Origin of the sequence: Nitrobacter vulgaris, from assembly GCF_031453995.1 — a bacterium.
Taxonomy (GTDB): Bacteria; Pseudomonadota; Alphaproteobacteria; order Rhizobiales; family Xanthobacteraceae; genus Nitrobacter; species Nitrobacter vulgaris.
Genome location: NZ_JAVDPZ010000004.1, coordinates 27,883 through 42,831 on the forward strand (window position 1 = coordinate 27,883; position 14,949 = coordinate 42,831).

Sequence of the window (14,949 nt, forward strand, 5' to 3'; positions counted from 1 at the left end):
GTCATGGCCGGACGCGTTCCGGGCATCCACGTCTAAAGCCATATATCTCGAGAAAGACGTGGATGCCCGCGACAAGCGCGGGCATGACGACTGTTTGAAAGACGCCGTTTCATGCCGCGCCATCATCAGCAAGCTAAACAACCCGGTGCCTCGCAACGCCAGTTGCGCGTCGGTGAGACCGTGCGTCACGCGATCGCCGAAATTCTTTCGCAGGGTCACGTGCATGATCCGGTGCTTGAAGGACATCTCATCACGGTGCCCGAAGTCCGCATGTCCCCCGACCTCAAGCTCGCGACGATCTACGTGATGCCGCTCGGCGGCCGCGACACCATCGACGTGATCGAGGCGCTCGACCGCAACAAGAAATTCCTGCGCGGCGAGATCGCGCGGCGCGTTAACCTGAAATTCGCACCTGATATCCGCTTCCGCGCCGACGAACGATTCGACGAAGCGGAACGTATCGAGAAATTATTGAGAACACCTGCGGTGCAGAGAGACCTCGCACCGGATTCGGACGAAAGCTGACGATCATGACGATGCAAAACGGCACATTCGATTCGCCAATCGGCGAATCGGACGGGCCCGAGAAAAATAATTCTGATCGCGGAAATAATTTTTCCGACACATCGCCACATGACGAGGACAGCTCCCTCTCCCGCTCGGAGCTCGAAGAGAGCAGAACTCGCTCCGAGAGGATTGGGGTGGGCGAGTTTTCCTCGGCGACCCGTCAGACGAGTGAGGTTCGCCACCCCACCCCGCAAGCGGGAGAGGGAAGAAAGAAACAGAACAACCAGCCGCGCCGCGACAGGCGCGACGTGCATGGCTGGGTGATTCTCGACAAGCCCATCGGCATGACCTCGACCCATGCGGTGGCGGTCGTGAAGCGGCTGTTTTCGGCCAAACGCGCCGGGCACGCCGGCACGCTCGATCCACTGGCCTCGGGCGGTCTGCCGATCGCGCTTGGCGAAGCCACCAAAACCGTTCCTTTCGTCATGGACGGCCGCAAGCGCTACCGCTTCACGGTGCAATGGGGCGAGGAGCGCGATACCGACGACAGCGAGGGCCGGGTTACATCGACAAGCGCGAACCGCCCCGATGCGGACGCGGTCCGGGCGCTGCTGCCGCGCTTCACCGGCACGATCGAGCAGACCCCGCCGCAATATTCCGCGATCAAGATCCAGGGCGAACGGGCCTATGACCTCGCCCGCGACGGCGAGACCGTCGCTTTGCAGCCGCGACAGGTCGAAATTCACCAACTGACCCTCGTGGAACACACCGATGATGGCCGGTCCGCGTTCGAGGCCGAGTGTGGCAAGGGTACCTATGTGCGGGCACTGGCCCGCGACATGGGACGGATTCTTGGCTGTTACGGCCACATCAGCTCGCTACGGCGGACGCTCGTCGGCCCGTTCGGCGAGGCGGACATGATTCCGCTGGAAGAATTGGAAGCTTTGTGCAATAGAGCCGCGTCCGGTGAGGAAAACCTCGCGGACGCTCTTCTGCCCGTTGAGACCGCGCTGGACGACATCCCGGCGCTGGCCGTCACTCGGGCTGATGCGGCAAGGCTCCATCGGGGCCAGGCCGTTTTGTTGCGCGGACGGGATGCACCCCAGAGTAGCGGCGTTGTCTATGTCACGGTGGCGGGCCGGTTGCTGGCCCTCGCCGAACTGGGGCACGGCGAACTCATCCCCAAGCGCGTATTCAACCTGACCGGGCTGACAGCCAGTTCCGGCCGCAACGAAAACGAAAGAGGCTGACGATGTCGGTGACCGCCGAACGCAAAGCGGAAATCATCAAGTCCAGCGCCCGCAAGTCGGGCGATACCGGTTCGCCGGAGGTTCAGGTCGCGATCCTGTCGGAACGCATCTCCAACCTTACGAACCATTTCAAGAGCCACACCAAGGATAATCACTCCCGTCGTGGTCTCCTGAAGCTCGTCTCCACGCGTCGTTCCCTTCTCGATTATATCAAGAAGAAGGACGAGGCGCGTTACAAGGCTCTGCTCGAGAAGCACAACATCCGCCGTTGAGCAAAGTCCGCGCGCATCCTTGCGCGCTTGATGCGTGGACTGAATGTCCGCGCCATGTGTGTGATCTGCAAAAAACGAAATGCGCTTTTTGCAAACAGATCACGCCCAAGAAGAGCGTGTCCAGCAGCAATCCGGCGGCTGGGCGATGACGGGTCAAATGCCCGTACCATCGGAAGGATGGACGCCATTCAAGACCTGAAGACCATGGCAGGATCGCCGGACGCTGACACAACTACGATCGTTGTGGCCAGCGTCTCGCAATCTTGCGCATGGTCTTTGCGTCTGGCGTCCGTGCTTTCGTGAACCCATGAAAGACAACAAGATGTTCAACAAGCATTCAGTCGAGATCGACTGGGGCGGGCGTCCGCTCAAACTCGAAACCGGCAAGATCGCCCGCCAGGCCGACGGCGCCGTGATCGCCACTTACGGCGAGACCGTCGTGCTCGCTACCGTCGTCGCAGCCAAGGCGTCGCGCGAAGGCGTCGATTTCCTTCCGCTCACAGTCGACTATCAGGAAAAAACCTACGCTGCGGGCCGCATTCCCGGAGGCTATTTCAAGCGCGAAGGCCGGCCGACCGAAAAAGAGACGCTGGTTTCCCGCCTGATCGACCGCCCGATCCGTCCGCTGTTCGCCGACGGCTGGCGCAACGAGACCCAGGTCATCGTCACCGTACTGTCCCACGACATGGAGAACGATCCCGACGTCCTGGCAATGGTGGCTGCGTCCGCCGCGTTGACGCTTTCCGGCGCCCCGTTCAAGGGGCCGATCGGCGCGGCGCGCGTCGGCTTCATGAATGACGAATACGTGCTCAACCCGACGCTGGACGAAATGGTTGATACCCGGCTCGAACTGGTTGTCGCCGGCACCGCCGACGCCGTGCTGATGGTTGAGTCCGAAGCCAAGGAGTTGAGCGAAGACATCATGCTCGGTGCCGTGATGTTCGGCCACCGTCACTTCCAGCCGGTCATCAACGCCATCATCGAGCTGGCCGAGAAGGCTGCGAAGGAGCCGCGCGAAGTCAGCCAGGCCGACGACAGCGCGCTCGAGAAAGACATGCTCAGCCTGATCGGAGCCGACCTGCGCCCGGCTTACGCCATTGCCGACAAGCAGCAGCGCCAGAATGCCGTTGCCGCTGCCAAGGCCAAGGTCATCGCGCATTACTTCCCGGAGGGCCAGGAGCCGAAATACGACAAGCTTCGCATCGCCGGCGTGTTCAAGCACCTCGAGGCCAAGATCGTGCGCTGGAACATTCTCGATACCGGCAAGCGTATCGACGGCCGCGACGTCAAGACCGTGCGCAACATCGTCGCCGAAGTCGGCGTATTGCCGCGCGCCCACGGTTCGGCGCTGTTCACTCGCGGCGAGACCCAGGCGATGGTCGTGACGACGCTCGGCACCGGCGAGGACGAGCAGTACATCGACGCGTTGTCGGGAACGTACAAGGAAACCTTCCTGCTGCACTACAACTTCCCGCCCTACTCGGTCGGCGAGACCGGACGCCTCGGCGGCACCAAGCGCCGCGAGATCGGTCACGGCAAACTGGCGTGGCGCGCGATTCATCCGGTGCTGCCGCCGCATCACGAGTTCCCCTACACCATCCGCGTCGTCTCCGAGATCACCGAGTCCAACGGGTCATCGTCGATGGCCTCGGTCTGCGGCGCATCGCTTGCGCTGATGGATGCCGGCGTTCCCTTGAAGCGGCCGACCGCGGGCATCGCCATGGGCCTCATTCTTGAAGGCAGCCGCTACGCGGTGCTGTCGGACATTCTCGGCGACGAGGATCATCTCGGCGACATGGACTTCAAGGTGGCTGGCACCGAAAGCGGCATCACCTCGCTGCAGATGGATATCAAGATCGCCGGGATCACCGAGGAGATCATGAAGGTCGCGCTCGGTCAGGCCAAGGACGGGCGCATCCACATCCTCGGCGAGATGGCGAAAGCTCTGACCAACGCCCGCGCCGAGCTCGGCGAATACGCGCCGCGCATCGAGACCTTCAAGATTCCGACCGACAAGATCCGCGAAGTGATCGGCACCGGCGGCAAGGTGATCCGCGAGATCGTCGAGAAGACCGGCGCCAAGGTCAACATCGAGGACGACGGCACCGTGAAGGTGGCCTCGAACGACGGCGAAGCGATGAAGGCCGCGATCAAGTGGATCAAGTCGATCGCTTCCGATCCGGAGGTCGGCCAGATCTACGAGGGCACCGTGGTCAAGGTGATGGAGTTCGGCGCCTTCGTGAACTTCTTCGGCGCCAAGGACGGCCTCGTCCACATCAGCCAACTCGCGGCTGGCCGCGTGCAGAAAACCTCCGACGTCGTCAAGGAGGGTGAGAAGGTCAAGGTCAAGCTGCTCGGCTTCGACGATCGCGGCAAGACTCGGCTGTCGATGAAGGTGGTCGATCAAGAGACAGGCGAAGACATCGAGGCCAAACAGAAGGCCGAAGCGCCGGCACGCGAGGCCGCAGGCGAGTAGGCGTCGTCAGGCGCGGTCAAAGTTACGAAAGGGCGGCTTTCGAGCCGCCTTTTTTTGTTCCACTAAAGCGTTTTCAAGCGAAGTGGGCACCAGTTCGCGTAATGACACCGCGTCAGAAAAATCATAGAGCGCTTCTTTCGATGGAAACGCTTCATCGGAGTACAGCCAGCTCCCTCTCCGCCCTTGCAGGGAAGGGTTAGGAGCCGTTCGTCGCAACACAATCCTTAACCACATCGCCGAGCGCCTCGAAATCGGCCTTGCGCGGAGAGGTCCTGCGGAAGGCCAGTCCGATGCTGCGGCCAGGTTGCGGCTCTTCCAGCCGTAGAAATTTCACGCGGCTGTCGCGCGCCTCAACATCGGCGGCGATCTGCGGGATCAGTGTCACGCCATAACCACCAGCGACCATCTGCATCACCGTGGCAAGGCTGGAGGCGCCGAATGTCATGCCGGTTGCGCCCGGCGTCGGCCCACGCGGGATCGTGGCGCAGAACGCCAGTGCCTGATCGCGCAGGCAGTGGCCGTCCTCGAGCAGGATCAGGCGCGACTGATCGATGTCTTGCGCGGCGACACGACGTTCGCAGGACCGGGGATCGCTTGCCGGAACCGCCAGCAGGAACAGGTCGTTGAAAAGTTCGAGCGTATCGATGTCAGGCTCGCCGAGCGGCAGCGCCAGCATGGCGGCGTCGAGCGCGCCGCCCTTGATCTCCTCGACAAGCAGCCGCGTCTGCGTTTCCCGCAGTTCAAGCTGCAACTCGGGAAACTTCGATTGCAGCGCGGGCAGGATACGCGGCAGCAGATACGGCGCCAACGACGGGATGATGCCAAGCGTCAGGCGTCCCGTCAGGGGGCTTGCGCGATGGCGGGCGAAATCGACAAGATCGCGCGCCGACGCCAGCACGTCCTCAGCACGGCGGGAGATCTCCCGGCCGAGCTCGGTCAGCAGCACCTCGCCGGGACGCCGCTCCACCAGCGTGACGCCAAGGAACTGTTCCAACTCCCGTATCTGCATCGACAGCGCCGGCTGGGTGATGGCGCAAGCCTCCGCGGCGCGTCCGAAATGACAGTGGCGCGCGAGCGCGGCGAGGTAGCGGAGCTGTCTGAGCGTGACCATTTTCGATCAGATAAGCTTATCACGGTGTGAAGGCAAATCGACTGGACCTTATCAAAAACTTCTCCCAAACTGCTGTCATCCTCGTGTTGCCGGAGGACTGCGGCACCGTCGGGCCTAACCTTTGTCACCATCAGCGCCGGCACACCCGAACGGACAAGCATGGTTCCGCGTTGAGGCCTCCATCGGGTGACCGCGGCTTCTGGGTTGCCAAGGCAGCCATCGGCAACGCGACAGCACAGCATCGGAGACAATCATGGACGCAAAGACCAATGACAAAGGCGCGGGCAAGTGCCCTTTCGCGGGCGGTCACGGACACAGCAATCGTGACTGGTGGCCGGAGCAACTGGACGTTCAGGTCCTCCATCAGAAATCGAACCTGTCCGACCCGATGGGCAGGGACTTCGACTACGCCAAGGAGTTCGCCAGCCTCGACCTGAGCGCCGTCATCAACGACTTGAAAGCACTGATGACCGACTCCCAAGATTGGTGGCCGGCCGACTTCGGTCATTACGGCGGGCTGATGGTCCGCCTGGCGTGGCATAGCGCGGGAACATACCGCACCACCGATGGCCGCGGCGGCGCCGGCGGCGGTCAGCAGCGTTTCGCGCCGCTCAACTCGTGGCCGGATAACGTGTTGCTCGACCGCGCGCGACGTCTGTTGTGGCCGATCAAGCAGAAGTACGGCCGCAAGATTTCCTGGGCCGATCTCTACGTTCTCGCCGGCAACGCCGCGCTGGAATCGATGGGCTTCAAGACCTTTGGGTTTGCCGGTGGGCGTGCCGATGAATGGGAGCCGCAAGAACTGTTCTGGGGTCCGGAAGGAACGTGGCTGGGCGACGAGCGCTACAGCGGCGAACGCGAGCTTGCCGAACCGCTCGGCGCCGTGCAGATGGGCCTGATCTATGTCAATCCGGAAGGACCGAACGGCAAGCCAGACCCGATCGCAGCCGCCAAGGACATCCGCGAGACCTTCTTCCGCATGGCGATGAACGACGAGGAGACCGTCGCGCTCATCGCAGGCGGCCACACCTTCGGCAAGACCCATGGCGCAGGCGATGCATCGCTGGTCGGCCCGGCACCGGAATCAGCCGCGATCGAGGATCAGGGCCTCGGCTGGAAAAGCAAATTCGGCTCAGGCAAAGGCGCCGATTCAATCGGCAGCGGCCTGGAAGTCACCTGGACGCAAACGCCGACGAAGTGGGACAACAACTTCTTCGATACGCTGTTCAAATACGAATGGGAGCTGACCAAGAGCCCGGCTGGCGCTCATCAATGGCAAGCGAAAGACGCGCCCGCCATCACGCCTGATGCCTTCGACGGATCGAAGAAGCACGTGCCGACCATGCTGACCACGGACCTCTCGCTGCGCTTCGATCCCATCTACGGGAAGATCTCAAAGCGCTTCCACGAGAACCCGGACCAGTTCGCGGACGCCTTCGCTCGCGCCTGGTACAAGCTCACCCATCGCGACATGGGACCGCGCCAGCGTTATCTCGGTCCGCTGGTGCCGAAGGAGGTGCTAATCTGGCAGGATCCGATTCCTGCCGTGGACCACGAAGTCGTCAACGACAACGACATCGCCGACCTGAAAGCGAAAATCCTCTCATCCGGTTGCACCGTGGCGCAACTGGTTTCGACCGCCTGGGCCTCGGCCTCGACCTTCCGCGGCTCCGACAAACGTGGCGGCGCCAATGGAGCGCGCATCCGCCTCGCTCCGCAGAAGGACTGGGAGGTCAACCAGCCGGCCCAACTGAAAGCAGTGCTGGCGAAGCTCGAAGAGATCCAAACCAAATTCAATGGCGCGCAGACGGGCGGCAAAAAGATCTCGCTCGCCGACCTGATCGTGCTCGGTGGATCGGCTGCGGTCGAGAAGGCGGCCAAGGATGCCGGGATCGACGTGAAGGTATCGTTCACGCCGGGACGCATGGATGCGTCGCAGGACCAGACCGACGTCGACTCGTTCGCTCCGCTCGAGCCGCGAGCCGACGCCTTCCGCAACTACACCAACAGCAAGAAGCAGCAGTTCATGGCGCCCGAGGAAGCGATGGTGGACCGCGCGCAATTGCTGAAGCTGACGGGCCCCGAGCTGACCGTGCTGATCGGTGGTCTGCGCGTGCTCGGCGCCAATGCCGGCGACTCCAAGCACGGCGTCTTCACCACCCGGCCGGGCAAGCTGACGAACGACTTCTTTGTCAACCTGCTCACCATGGATACCGAGTGGCAACCGGTTGCCGGTCAGGATGGCGTGTACGAAGGCCGCGACCGTAAGACCAATACGCTGAAATGGACCGGCACCCGCGTCGATCTAATCTTCGGCTCGCACTCCCAGCTCCGCGCGTTTGCAGAAGTCTATGCCTGCGCCGACTCCAGGGGAAAGTTCGCGAACGACTTCGCCGCCGCTTGGGCCAAGGTGATGAACGCCGACCGCTTCGATCTGAAGCCCTGATCGCAGCGATCACGCGGCGCGACGATTCTTGTCGCGAAATGCAGTTCAACACAAAGCCCCTGCGATCACATCGCAGGGGCTTTGTCGTCGATTCCGATATTTGAGAGCGGGATGGAAAACCGCTGCACACTTTTCCTCATCCCGCTCCAGTGTCGCGATATGGCGATCCCGTTCACTTACAAGGGGCTATCCAGCCCGCCACACCAACGGCCAAACGATCGCGGGAGCATGATCCCGAAAAGTGGAAACCGGTTTTCGGACAAGATCATGCTCAACTAAAAGCAGATCAGGTCCGATTCAATGCAGGTGAAACAGACTCCAGAAGAAAGGATAACTGTTCGATGATGAAACTCTACTGGTCGCCGCGCTCGCGTTCGTTCACTACGCTCTGGCTGATGGAGGAAACCGGACAACCCTACGAGCGGGTCTTGATCGACATCTCAACCGGCGCGCAGAAAGCGCCGGAATTCTCGCCATCAACCCGATGGGCAAGGTGCCCGCACTGACTGACGGCGACATTGCGACCGCCGAGGTGGCGGCGATCTGCGCCTATGTCGCCGAGCGTTTTCCGGATGCAAAGCTAGCCCCGCCGCTCGGCGATGCGCGCCGTGCAAAATATCTGCAATGGCTGTTCTTCGGACCGAGCTGCATCGAGCCGGCATTGATCCAGATTTTCACCAAGCTCGAGGTGCCGTCGAGCACGGCCGCGTGGGGGAACGCCACTCAGGTGTTCGATGTGCTCGACAAGGCGCTGGAAGAGGGGCCGTGGATTCTCGGCAACGACTTCTCCGCCGCCGACATCGTAATCGGCTCCGGACTGAACTTCGCGATCCGCCAGTTCAAGATGGTGCCGCCACGGCCAGCCTTCGATCGCTACATCGACCGCTGCATGGCGCGGCCGGCGTTTCAACGTGCGGAGACAATCGCGGCAGGATGATTCAGCTTTTTCGCTTGTGAGAGAAGACGCAACTAACGCGCCGCTTCAAAGCCCTACTTCGCCGCATCGTTCGACGCGCCGTTGCTCATGCCGTCGCTACGCAGCGCGTCGGGCTGCGGCATCGCAATGATGTTGTAGCCGGAATCGACGAAATGAATCTCGCCGGTAACCCCGCCGGACAGATCCGACAACAAATAAAGCCCGGCGCCGCCAAGTTCATCGAGACTGACGCCACGTCCTCGCGGCGAATGCTTCTGCTGGAACGCAAACATGAAGCGTGCATCGCCGATCCCGGCACCGGCCAGCGTGCGGATCGGGCCGGCCGAAATGGCATTGACGCGGATGTTCTGCCCGCCGAAATCGACCGCCAGATAGCGCACCGATGCTTCCAGCCCTGCCTTAGCGACGCCCATCACGTTGTAGTTCGGCATCGCGCGGTCGCCGCCATTATATGTCAGCGTGAGCATGCTGCCGCCGTCCGGCATCAGGGCAGCGGCGCGTTTCGCCGCTTCGGTGAAGGCGAAACACGAGATCAGCATGGTGCGCGCAAAATTCGCGCGCGTCGTGTCGGCATAACGGCCATTCAGTTCGCTCTTGTCGGAGAACGCGATGGCATGAACCAGGAAATCCATTTTGCCCCAGGCCTTGCCGATATCGGCGAACACCTTGTCGACAGAGGCGATGTCCTCGACATCGCACGGCAGCACCATTTTGCTGCCAACCGATTCGGCGAGCGGCCTGACCCGTTTGGCCAGCGCCTCGCCCTGGTAGGTGAAGGCCAGTTCCGCGCCGTGCGCGGCCAGTGTCTTGGCGATACCCCAGGCGATCGAGTGGTCGTTGGCGACCCCCATGATCAAGCCGCGCTTGCCTTGCATCAGGTGTGTCATGCGAGACTCCGTCGTCCCCGGCTCCGTGCCGGGCATCCACGCCTTAGCGACGTGGACAGGTTAAAAGGTTTGGATGGCCGGGTCATCCGCGCAAGACATGCTTCGCGCTAAGCCCGGTCTTGACAATATCGATATCGCCGCGACGCCGCAGATCTTCAGCACCGCCGCTCAAACCGATTACGCATCTAATCGTTTGAACACCAGCGTGGCATTGGTCCCGCCGAAACCAAACGAGTTCGACATCGCCGTGCCAATTTTGGCGTTGTCGATACGCTTACGCACAATCGGCATATCCGCGAACACCGGATCGAGTTCGGTGATGTTGGCGCTTTCGCAAATGAAGCCGTTGTTCATCATCAGAAGCGAATAGATCGCTTCCTGTACGCCGGTCGCGCCGAGCGAATGTCCCGTCAGCGACTTGGTAGCGGAAATCGGTGGGCACTTGTCACCCGTGCCGAACACCTTGCGGATCGCCTCGATTTCCGGCGGATCTCCCGCTGGCGTCGAGGTCGCATGCGGGTTAATATAGTCGACTTTCGTTTTCACCGTCGACATCGCCATCTTCATGCAGCGCTCGGCGCCCTCGCCCGACGGCGCAACCATGTCGTAGCCGTCGGACGTTGCGCCATAGCCGACGACTTCGCCGTAAATGCGTGCGCCGCGGGCCTTCGCATGCTCGAGTTCTTCCAGAACCACGACACCGGCGCCGCCGGCGATCACGAAGCCGTCGCGACTGACATCATAAGCACGCGAGGCTGTCGCCGGCGTATCGTTGTATTTCGAGGACATCGCGCCCATGGCGTCGAACAGCACCGAGAGAGACCAGTCGAGTTCCTCACAACCGCCGGCGAAAATGATGTCCTGCTTGCCGATCTGAATGGTCTCATAGGCGTTGCCGATACAGTGGTTGGACGTCGCGCAGGCCGATGAAATCGTGTAGTTGACCCCCTTGATCTTGAACCAGGTGGCGAGCGTCGCCGACGCGGTGGATGACATCGCCTTGGGCACCGCGAACGGACCGACGCGCTTGGGGCCTTTGCTCCGCGTGATATCAGCCGCTTCCACGATTGTACGAGCGGACGGGCCACCGGAACCCATGATGATTCCGGTTCGCTCGTTGGAGATGTCATTCGGCTCCAGACCTGAATCGCGGATCGCCTGCTCCATCGCAACGTGATTCCATGCCGCGCCTTCGGCGAGAAAGCGCATCGCGCGACGATCGATCACATCGGCCGGATTCAGCGTCGGCGCACCCTGCACCTGAGAGCGAAAACCGAGCTCCGCATACTTCTCCGCGCGCGTGATGCCGGATTTGGCCTCGAAGAGACTGGACAGCACTTCCTGAGTATTGTTTCCGATCGACGAGACAATGCCCATCCCCGTGACGACCACCCGCCTCATGATCTCCTCGCATCAAAGTCATATTGTCTCATGAAGCGTCCTCGTCAAAAACCCAACCTGCATCGTCCGGCGACCTCGGCCGTCACGTCCCCGGTTTTGCATCCTGCTTGAACAGACCGACCTTCAGGTCTTTCGCGCGGTAGATAATATCATCGTCGGCGGAAAGCCACCCGTCCGCGATTCCGAGCACGAGCTTCGAGCGCATCACCCGCTTGACGTCGACATTGTAGACGACCTTGCGAATGTGCGGCAGCACCTGACCGGAGAACTTCAGGTCGCCGATACCGAGCGCACGTCCACGGCCTTCACCGCCCGTCCAGCCCAGAAAAAATCCAACCATCTGCCATAGCGCATCGAGGCCAAGGCAGCCGGGCATCACCGGATCGCCCTTGAAATGGCAGCCGAAGAACCAGAGGTCGGGTTTGACGTCGAGTTCGGCGCGGATCAATCCTTTTCCAAACTCCCCGCCATCTTCAGTGATGTCGGTGATGCGATCGAACATCAGCATCGGTGGCAAAGGCAACTGGGCGTTTCCCGGCCCGAACAGCTCCCCCCGGCCGCAAGCCAGCAAACCCTCGTAATCATAGCTGCTGCGCCGGTCCTGCATGCTGCGTGGCCTTTCTCTCTGTTGGGCAATGATGGTTGGAAAGGCGCACGAGACGTGTGCTTTTTCAACTGAGACGGACACTGATCCTAAAGATCAGCGCATTGTGGCTCTCTAACACAGGGTCCGGAGGGGGCAAAGAGCACCCGTTTCGCGTGAGCGTCTGGCGATCCTATGTGATGCAGGCGATGATTCGAGCGAGGCGGGCAACCGTGCGATTCGCCTGACCTGCCAAGCCGATCGTAAGGTGACGGTTACGGGGACAGCTACCCTTCGTCCCCACTTGCGATCCGGACCAGAAAACGTAAGTTATTGATAAGTATATATATTTTGTACTCCGCACGCGTCAGGCCCGCTGAAAAGCGCGGAACTCGGATACGAGTTTTGAGCCGTTCTAGTTGCGAAAAACTTGCATCTAAGGACCTTCTTTCCTATAGTAGGAGACAGCAAGCTCCCTTGGGGAACGGTTGACGGTTGGATTAAGAGTTTTTCGGATGCATGGCGTGAGTACAAGCGAGAACATCGTAGTTGTGACCGAGGACGACCATGATGTATCAGCGGTCGGTCATGGGCGGCAGCCGACTCTGACAGGCTGCCCTTGGCACGACGTCAACGAAATGCTGCAATCGGTCGGGCTGCGGCCGACCCGGCAGCGTATGGCGCTTGGCTGGCTGTTGTTCGGCAAGGGCGCACGCCATCTCACGGCGGAAATGCTTTACGAAGAAGCGACTCTCGCCAAGGTTCCTGTTTCGCTCGCCACCGTTTACAACACGCTCAATCAATTGACCGACGCCGGACTGCTGCGCCAGGTCAGCGTCGACGGCACCAAGACGTATTTCGATACCAACGTCACCGCCCATCACCACTTCTATCTTGAGAACAATCACGAACTGGTCGACATCCCCGATCCGCATCTGGTGATGCCGAAGATGCCGAACGTGCCGGAAGGCTACGAGATCAGCCGTATCGATATGGTTGTACGGCTGCGCAAGAAGCGGTAATCCGACTCGCAGTTTCGAACGATGTTCCCGCTGCCCGGCCCTGCGCCGGGCATTTGGTTTTGTGAGAGGTGTTTAGTCCAACGTTCCGGCGAACGTGGCCGGACGACGATCAGTTGATTTTCTCATCGGCATAGACGCCCCAGAGTCGCTGCTGCTCGATCCAGCCGTCGAAGCCGTCACCCGCAACATGGCACCATCCCGACGCGCAATGTTTGACCTGCGCCACGACGCCAGCCTGCAAGCGGGCAGCCACATTGCCTTGAACATCCGCGCGATCATACAGCAGCGCGAAGTCGTTCTTCGTCTTCATCGTGACGACTGCGGTGCGACGGCCTGACAGCAGCGAGTGATAGACCCACCCCTCGGCTCCCTCGGAGTCCCGGATGCGGCGCCAATTCTCGAATTCCGCAGTGATTTCGACGGGGAGGCCGGCCTTGGTATAGACCCAGGCGACGTCGTTATCCTTGGTCGGACCGGCGCGGACGTTCACGTGGTCGGACTTCAGGCTCACATAACGCGGAACCGGCAGTCCGCTGGTGGATAGCGCGGAGTCCTTGGCGGCGGCGGTGGTTTCGAGCCCAACCGCACTCAGCATCGCCGCTGCGAACACCATGGAAATAGTGCGCCATTTCACCATCATCACCTGCCCCCGAGACGTCCACCATACCACCCGAACCGGCCGCCCCGTCTTCCGGACCCGTCTTGCCTTGGCACGACCTTCTGCTAGAGAGGATCAAACCCAGGATGACCGGGGAGAAGCCCGGGAAAGTGCACGGAAGATGCGAGGGACCCGGGATACCAGGGAGACAGCCGATATCAGCCAGCGACTGCAGTTTCGAACGTGTGGGTTAACAGGGACTGAACGGTATGTCCGCAGAACCTGATTCGCTTGGATTGTGGGTTGCCACAGGCAGTTTCCGAACTCGAACGCGTGGCGTCACCGCGTCACTCCAATGTTTCATCAAAGGTTGCCGCAGGGGTCTACGAATTTCGAAAATCGGAAACTAGAGAGCATCAAATGTCGATCAAGAAAAAGCCTCTGGTTGTCGTCACGCGCAAGCTGCCGGACTCGGTCGAGACTCGAATGCGCGAACTCTTTGACGCGCGGCTCAATCTTGACGACCGGCCGATGACGGCCGAACAGCTCATGGACGCCGTCCGCACCGTCGACATCCTGGTCACGACGGTGACCGACGATATTAACGGGACCGTGCTGAAACAGCCGGATTGCAAGCTGAAGCTGATCGCGCAGTTCGGCAACGGCGTCGATAATATCGATGTTGTCGCCGCGCACGAGCGCGGCATCACCGTCACCAACACGCCGAACGTTCTTACCGAAGACACCGCCGACATGACCATGGCGCTGATTCTCGCAGTCCCGCGCCGCTTCATTGAGGGCGCCGCGCTGCTGACCGCGGGCGGTGACTGGCCGGGCTGGTCGCCGACCTGGATGCTCGGCCGGCGGCTCGGCGGCAAGCGGCTCGGCATTATCGGCATGGGCCGCATCGGTCAGGCCGTGGCGCGCCGGGCCCACGCCTTCGGCCTGCAAATCCACTACCATAACCGCAAGCCCGTGGCGCCGAAGATCGCCGACGAACTCGGCGCGACCTATTGGGATTCGCTCGACCAGATGCTGGCACGGATGGACATCATCTCGGTGAATTGTCCGCATACCCCGGCCACCTTCCACCTCTTGTCGGCGCGCCGCCTCAAGCTGATCCGCAAGGACGCCTATATCGTCAACACTGCGCGCGGCACTGTGATCGACGAGGACACGCTGACGAAACTGATCGAGGCCGGCGAAATCGCCGGCGCGGCGCTCGACGTGTTCGAGCATGAACCTGCAGTCAACCCCAGGCTGGTCCGCCTTGCCAAGGCCGGCAAGGTCGTGCTGCTGCCGCATATGGGGTCCGCCACCATCGAGGGCCGCGTCGAAATGGGCGAGAAGGTCATCATCAACATTCGCACCTTCCTCGATGCGCACAAGCCGCCGGACCGCGTGCTGCCGAGCATGTTGTGAGGAAGCGCTCCGCAAACCCCGTCATTGCGAGCGACGC

The 14,949-nt window shown here is 61.4% G+C and carries 12 protein-coding genes and 1 pseudogene; 8 read left to right on the forward strand and 5 right to left on the reverse strand.

What is annotated here, in order from left to right; genetic code table 11:
* Nucleotides 1-111 precede the first annotated feature (111 nt).
* The 4 genes from rbfA to pnp all read left to right on the forward strand — a co-directional run bounded on the left by rbfA (nucleotide 112) and on the right by pnp (nucleotide 4,505).
* Nucleotides 112-525: a 30S ribosome-binding factor RbfA gene (gene rbfA, locus GGQ85_RS03310; RefSeq protein WP_309773353.1), complete on the forward strand. Its 414-nt coding sequence runs from the start codon at nucleotides 112-114 to the stop codon at nucleotides 523-525.
* Nucleotides 526-530: 5 nt separating this feature from the next.
* Complete coding sequence (truB, locus tag GGQ85_RS03315; protein WP_309773354.1) at nucleotides 531-1,757, forward strand: tRNA pseudouridine(55) synthase TruB; 1,227 nt, start codon at nucleotides 531-533, stop codon at nucleotides 1,755-1,757.
* Nucleotides 1,758-1,759: 2 nt separating this feature from the next.
* Nucleotides 1,760-2,029 (forward strand): 30S ribosomal protein S15, encoded by a 270-nt coding sequence (gene rpsO, locus GGQ85_RS03320; RefSeq protein WP_079445085.1) that lies wholly within the window; start codon nucleotides 1,760-1,762, stop codon nucleotides 2,027-2,029.
* 322 nt (nucleotides 2,030-2,351) lie between these two features.
* Nucleotides 2,352-4,505, forward strand: a complete 2,154-nt coding sequence (pnp, locus tag GGQ85_RS03325) for a polyribonucleotide nucleotidyltransferase (RefSeq protein WP_309773467.1) — start codon at nucleotides 2,352-2,354, stop codon at nucleotides 4,503-4,505.
* A 196-nt stretch (nucleotides 4,506-4,701) separates the two neighbouring features.
* Here the strand turns inward: pnp and GGQ85_RS03330 are convergent, their stop codons facing one another.
* Nucleotides 4,702-5,616, reverse strand: a complete 915-nt coding sequence (locus tag GGQ85_RS03330; RefSeq protein WP_079445086.1) for a LysR substrate-binding domain-containing protein — start codon at nucleotides 5,614-5,616, stop codon at nucleotides 4,702-4,704.
* A 253-nt stretch (nucleotides 5,617-5,869) separates the two neighbouring features.
* Between GGQ85_RS03330 and katG the strand changes: the two genes are divergently transcribed.
* Together katG and GGQ85_RS03340 are read left to right on the forward strand one after the other, a co-directional pair.
* Nucleotides 5,870-8,062: a catalase/peroxidase HPI gene (katG, locus tag GGQ85_RS03335; protein WP_309773355.1), complete on the forward strand. Its 2,193-nt coding sequence runs from the start codon at nucleotides 5,870-5,872 to the stop codon at nucleotides 8,060-8,062.
* Between the two features lie 341 nt (nucleotides 8,063-8,403).
* Nucleotides 8,404-8,999: pseudogene (locus GGQ85_RS03340) on the forward strand (glutathione S-transferase family protein).
* A gap of 53 nt (nucleotides 9,000-9,052) precedes the next feature.
* Here GGQ85_RS03340 and fabI read toward each other — a convergent pair.
* The 3 genes from fabI to fabA form a co-directional block, all read right to left on the reverse strand.
* The gene (gene fabI / locus GGQ85_RS03345) at nucleotides 9,053-9,886 is read right to left on the reverse strand and encodes an enoyl-ACP reductase FabI (RefSeq protein ID WP_079445089.1); all 834 of its coding nucleotides are present in this window, start codon (nucleotides 9,884-9,886) and stop codon (nucleotides 9,053-9,055) included.
* A gap of 177 nt (nucleotides 9,887-10,063) precedes the next feature.
* A complete protein-coding gene (fabB, locus tag GGQ85_RS03350) occupies nucleotides 10,064-11,287 on the reverse strand; it encodes a beta-ketoacyl-ACP synthase I (protein ID WP_079445090.1) in 1,224 nt (407 codons plus the stop codon).
* Nucleotides 11,288-11,369: 82 nt separating this feature from the next.
* A complete protein-coding gene (fabA, locus tag GGQ85_RS03355; protein ID WP_309773356.1) occupies nucleotides 11,370-11,894 on the reverse strand; it encodes a bifunctional 3-hydroxydecanoyl-ACP dehydratase/trans-2-decenoyl-ACP isomerase in 525 nt (174 codons plus the stop codon).
* A 491-nt stretch (nucleotides 11,895-12,385) separates the two neighbouring features.
* On the opposite strand from fabA, the gene irrA reads away from it, so the two are divergent.
* The gene (gene irrA, locus GGQ85_RS03360; protein WP_079445092.1) at nucleotides 12,386-12,892 is read left to right on the forward strand and encodes an iron response transcriptional regulator IrrA; all 507 of its coding nucleotides are present in this window, start codon (nucleotides 12,386-12,388) and stop codon (nucleotides 12,890-12,892) included.
* A 109-nt stretch (nucleotides 12,893-13,001) separates the two neighbouring features.
* On the opposite strand, the gene GGQ85_RS03365 is transcribed toward irrA, so the two are convergent.
* Nucleotides 13,002-13,532, reverse strand: coding sequence for an SH3 domain-containing protein (locus GGQ85_RS03365; protein ID WP_309773357.1), 531 nt, complete (start codon nucleotides 13,530-13,532; stop codon nucleotides 13,002-13,004).
* Between the two features lie 378 nt (nucleotides 13,533-13,910).
* Here GGQ85_RS03365 and GGQ85_RS03370 point away from each other — a divergent pair, with 378 nt between their 5' ends.
* Nucleotides 13,911-14,912 (forward strand): 2-hydroxyacid dehydrogenase, encoded by a 1,002-nt coding sequence (locus GGQ85_RS03370; RefSeq protein ID WP_309773358.1) that lies wholly within the window; start codon nucleotides 13,911-13,913, stop codon nucleotides 14,910-14,912.
* The last annotated feature ends 37 nt before the right edge of the window (nucleotides 14,913-14,949 follow it).

Bases quoted from the DNA above. Each gene is read 5' to 3' on its own strand.
- rbfA (WP_309773353.1), top strand. From the start codon at position 112: ATGCCGCGCCATCATCAGCAAGCTAAACAACCCGGTGCCTCGCAACGC.
- truB (WP_309773354.1), top strand. From the start codon at position 531: ATGACGATGCAAAACGGCACATTCGATTCGCCAATCGGCGAATCGGAC.
- rpsO (WP_079445085.1), top strand. From the start codon at position 1,760: ATGTCGGTGACCGCCGAACGCAAAGCGGAAATCATCAAGTCCAGCGCC.
- pnp (WP_309773467.1), top strand. From the start codon at position 2,352: ATGTTCAACAAGCATTCAGTCGAGATCGACTGGGGCGGGCGTCCGCTC.
- GGQ85_RS03330 (WP_079445086.1), bottom strand. From the start codon at position 5,616: ATGGTCACGCTCAGACAGCTCCGCTACCTCGCCGCGCTCGCGCGCCAC.
- katG (WP_309773355.1), top strand. From the start codon at position 5,870: ATGGACGCAAAGACCAATGACAAAGGCGCGGGCAAGTGCCCTTTCGCG.
- fabI (WP_079445089.1), bottom strand. From the start codon at position 9,886: ATGACACACCTGATGCAAGGCAAGCGCGGCTTGATCATGGGGGTCGCC.
- fabB (WP_079445090.1), bottom strand. From the start codon at position 11,287: ATGAGGCGGGTGGTCGTCACGGGGATGGGCATTGTCTCGTCGATCGGA.
- fabA (WP_309773356.1), bottom strand. From the start codon at position 11,894: ATGCAGGACCGGCGCAGCAGCTATGATTACGAGGGTTTGCTGGCTTGC.
- irrA (WP_079445092.1), top strand. From the start codon at position 12,386: ATGCATGGCGTGAGTACAAGCGAGAACATCGTAGTTGTGACCGAGGAC.
- GGQ85_RS03365 (WP_309773357.1), bottom strand. From the start codon at position 13,532: ATGATGGTGAAATGGCGCACTATTTCCATGGTGTTCGCAGCGGCGATG.
- GGQ85_RS03370 (WP_309773358.1), top strand. From the start codon at position 13,911: ATGTCGATCAAGAAAAAGCCTCTGGTTGTCGTCACGCGCAAGCTGCCG.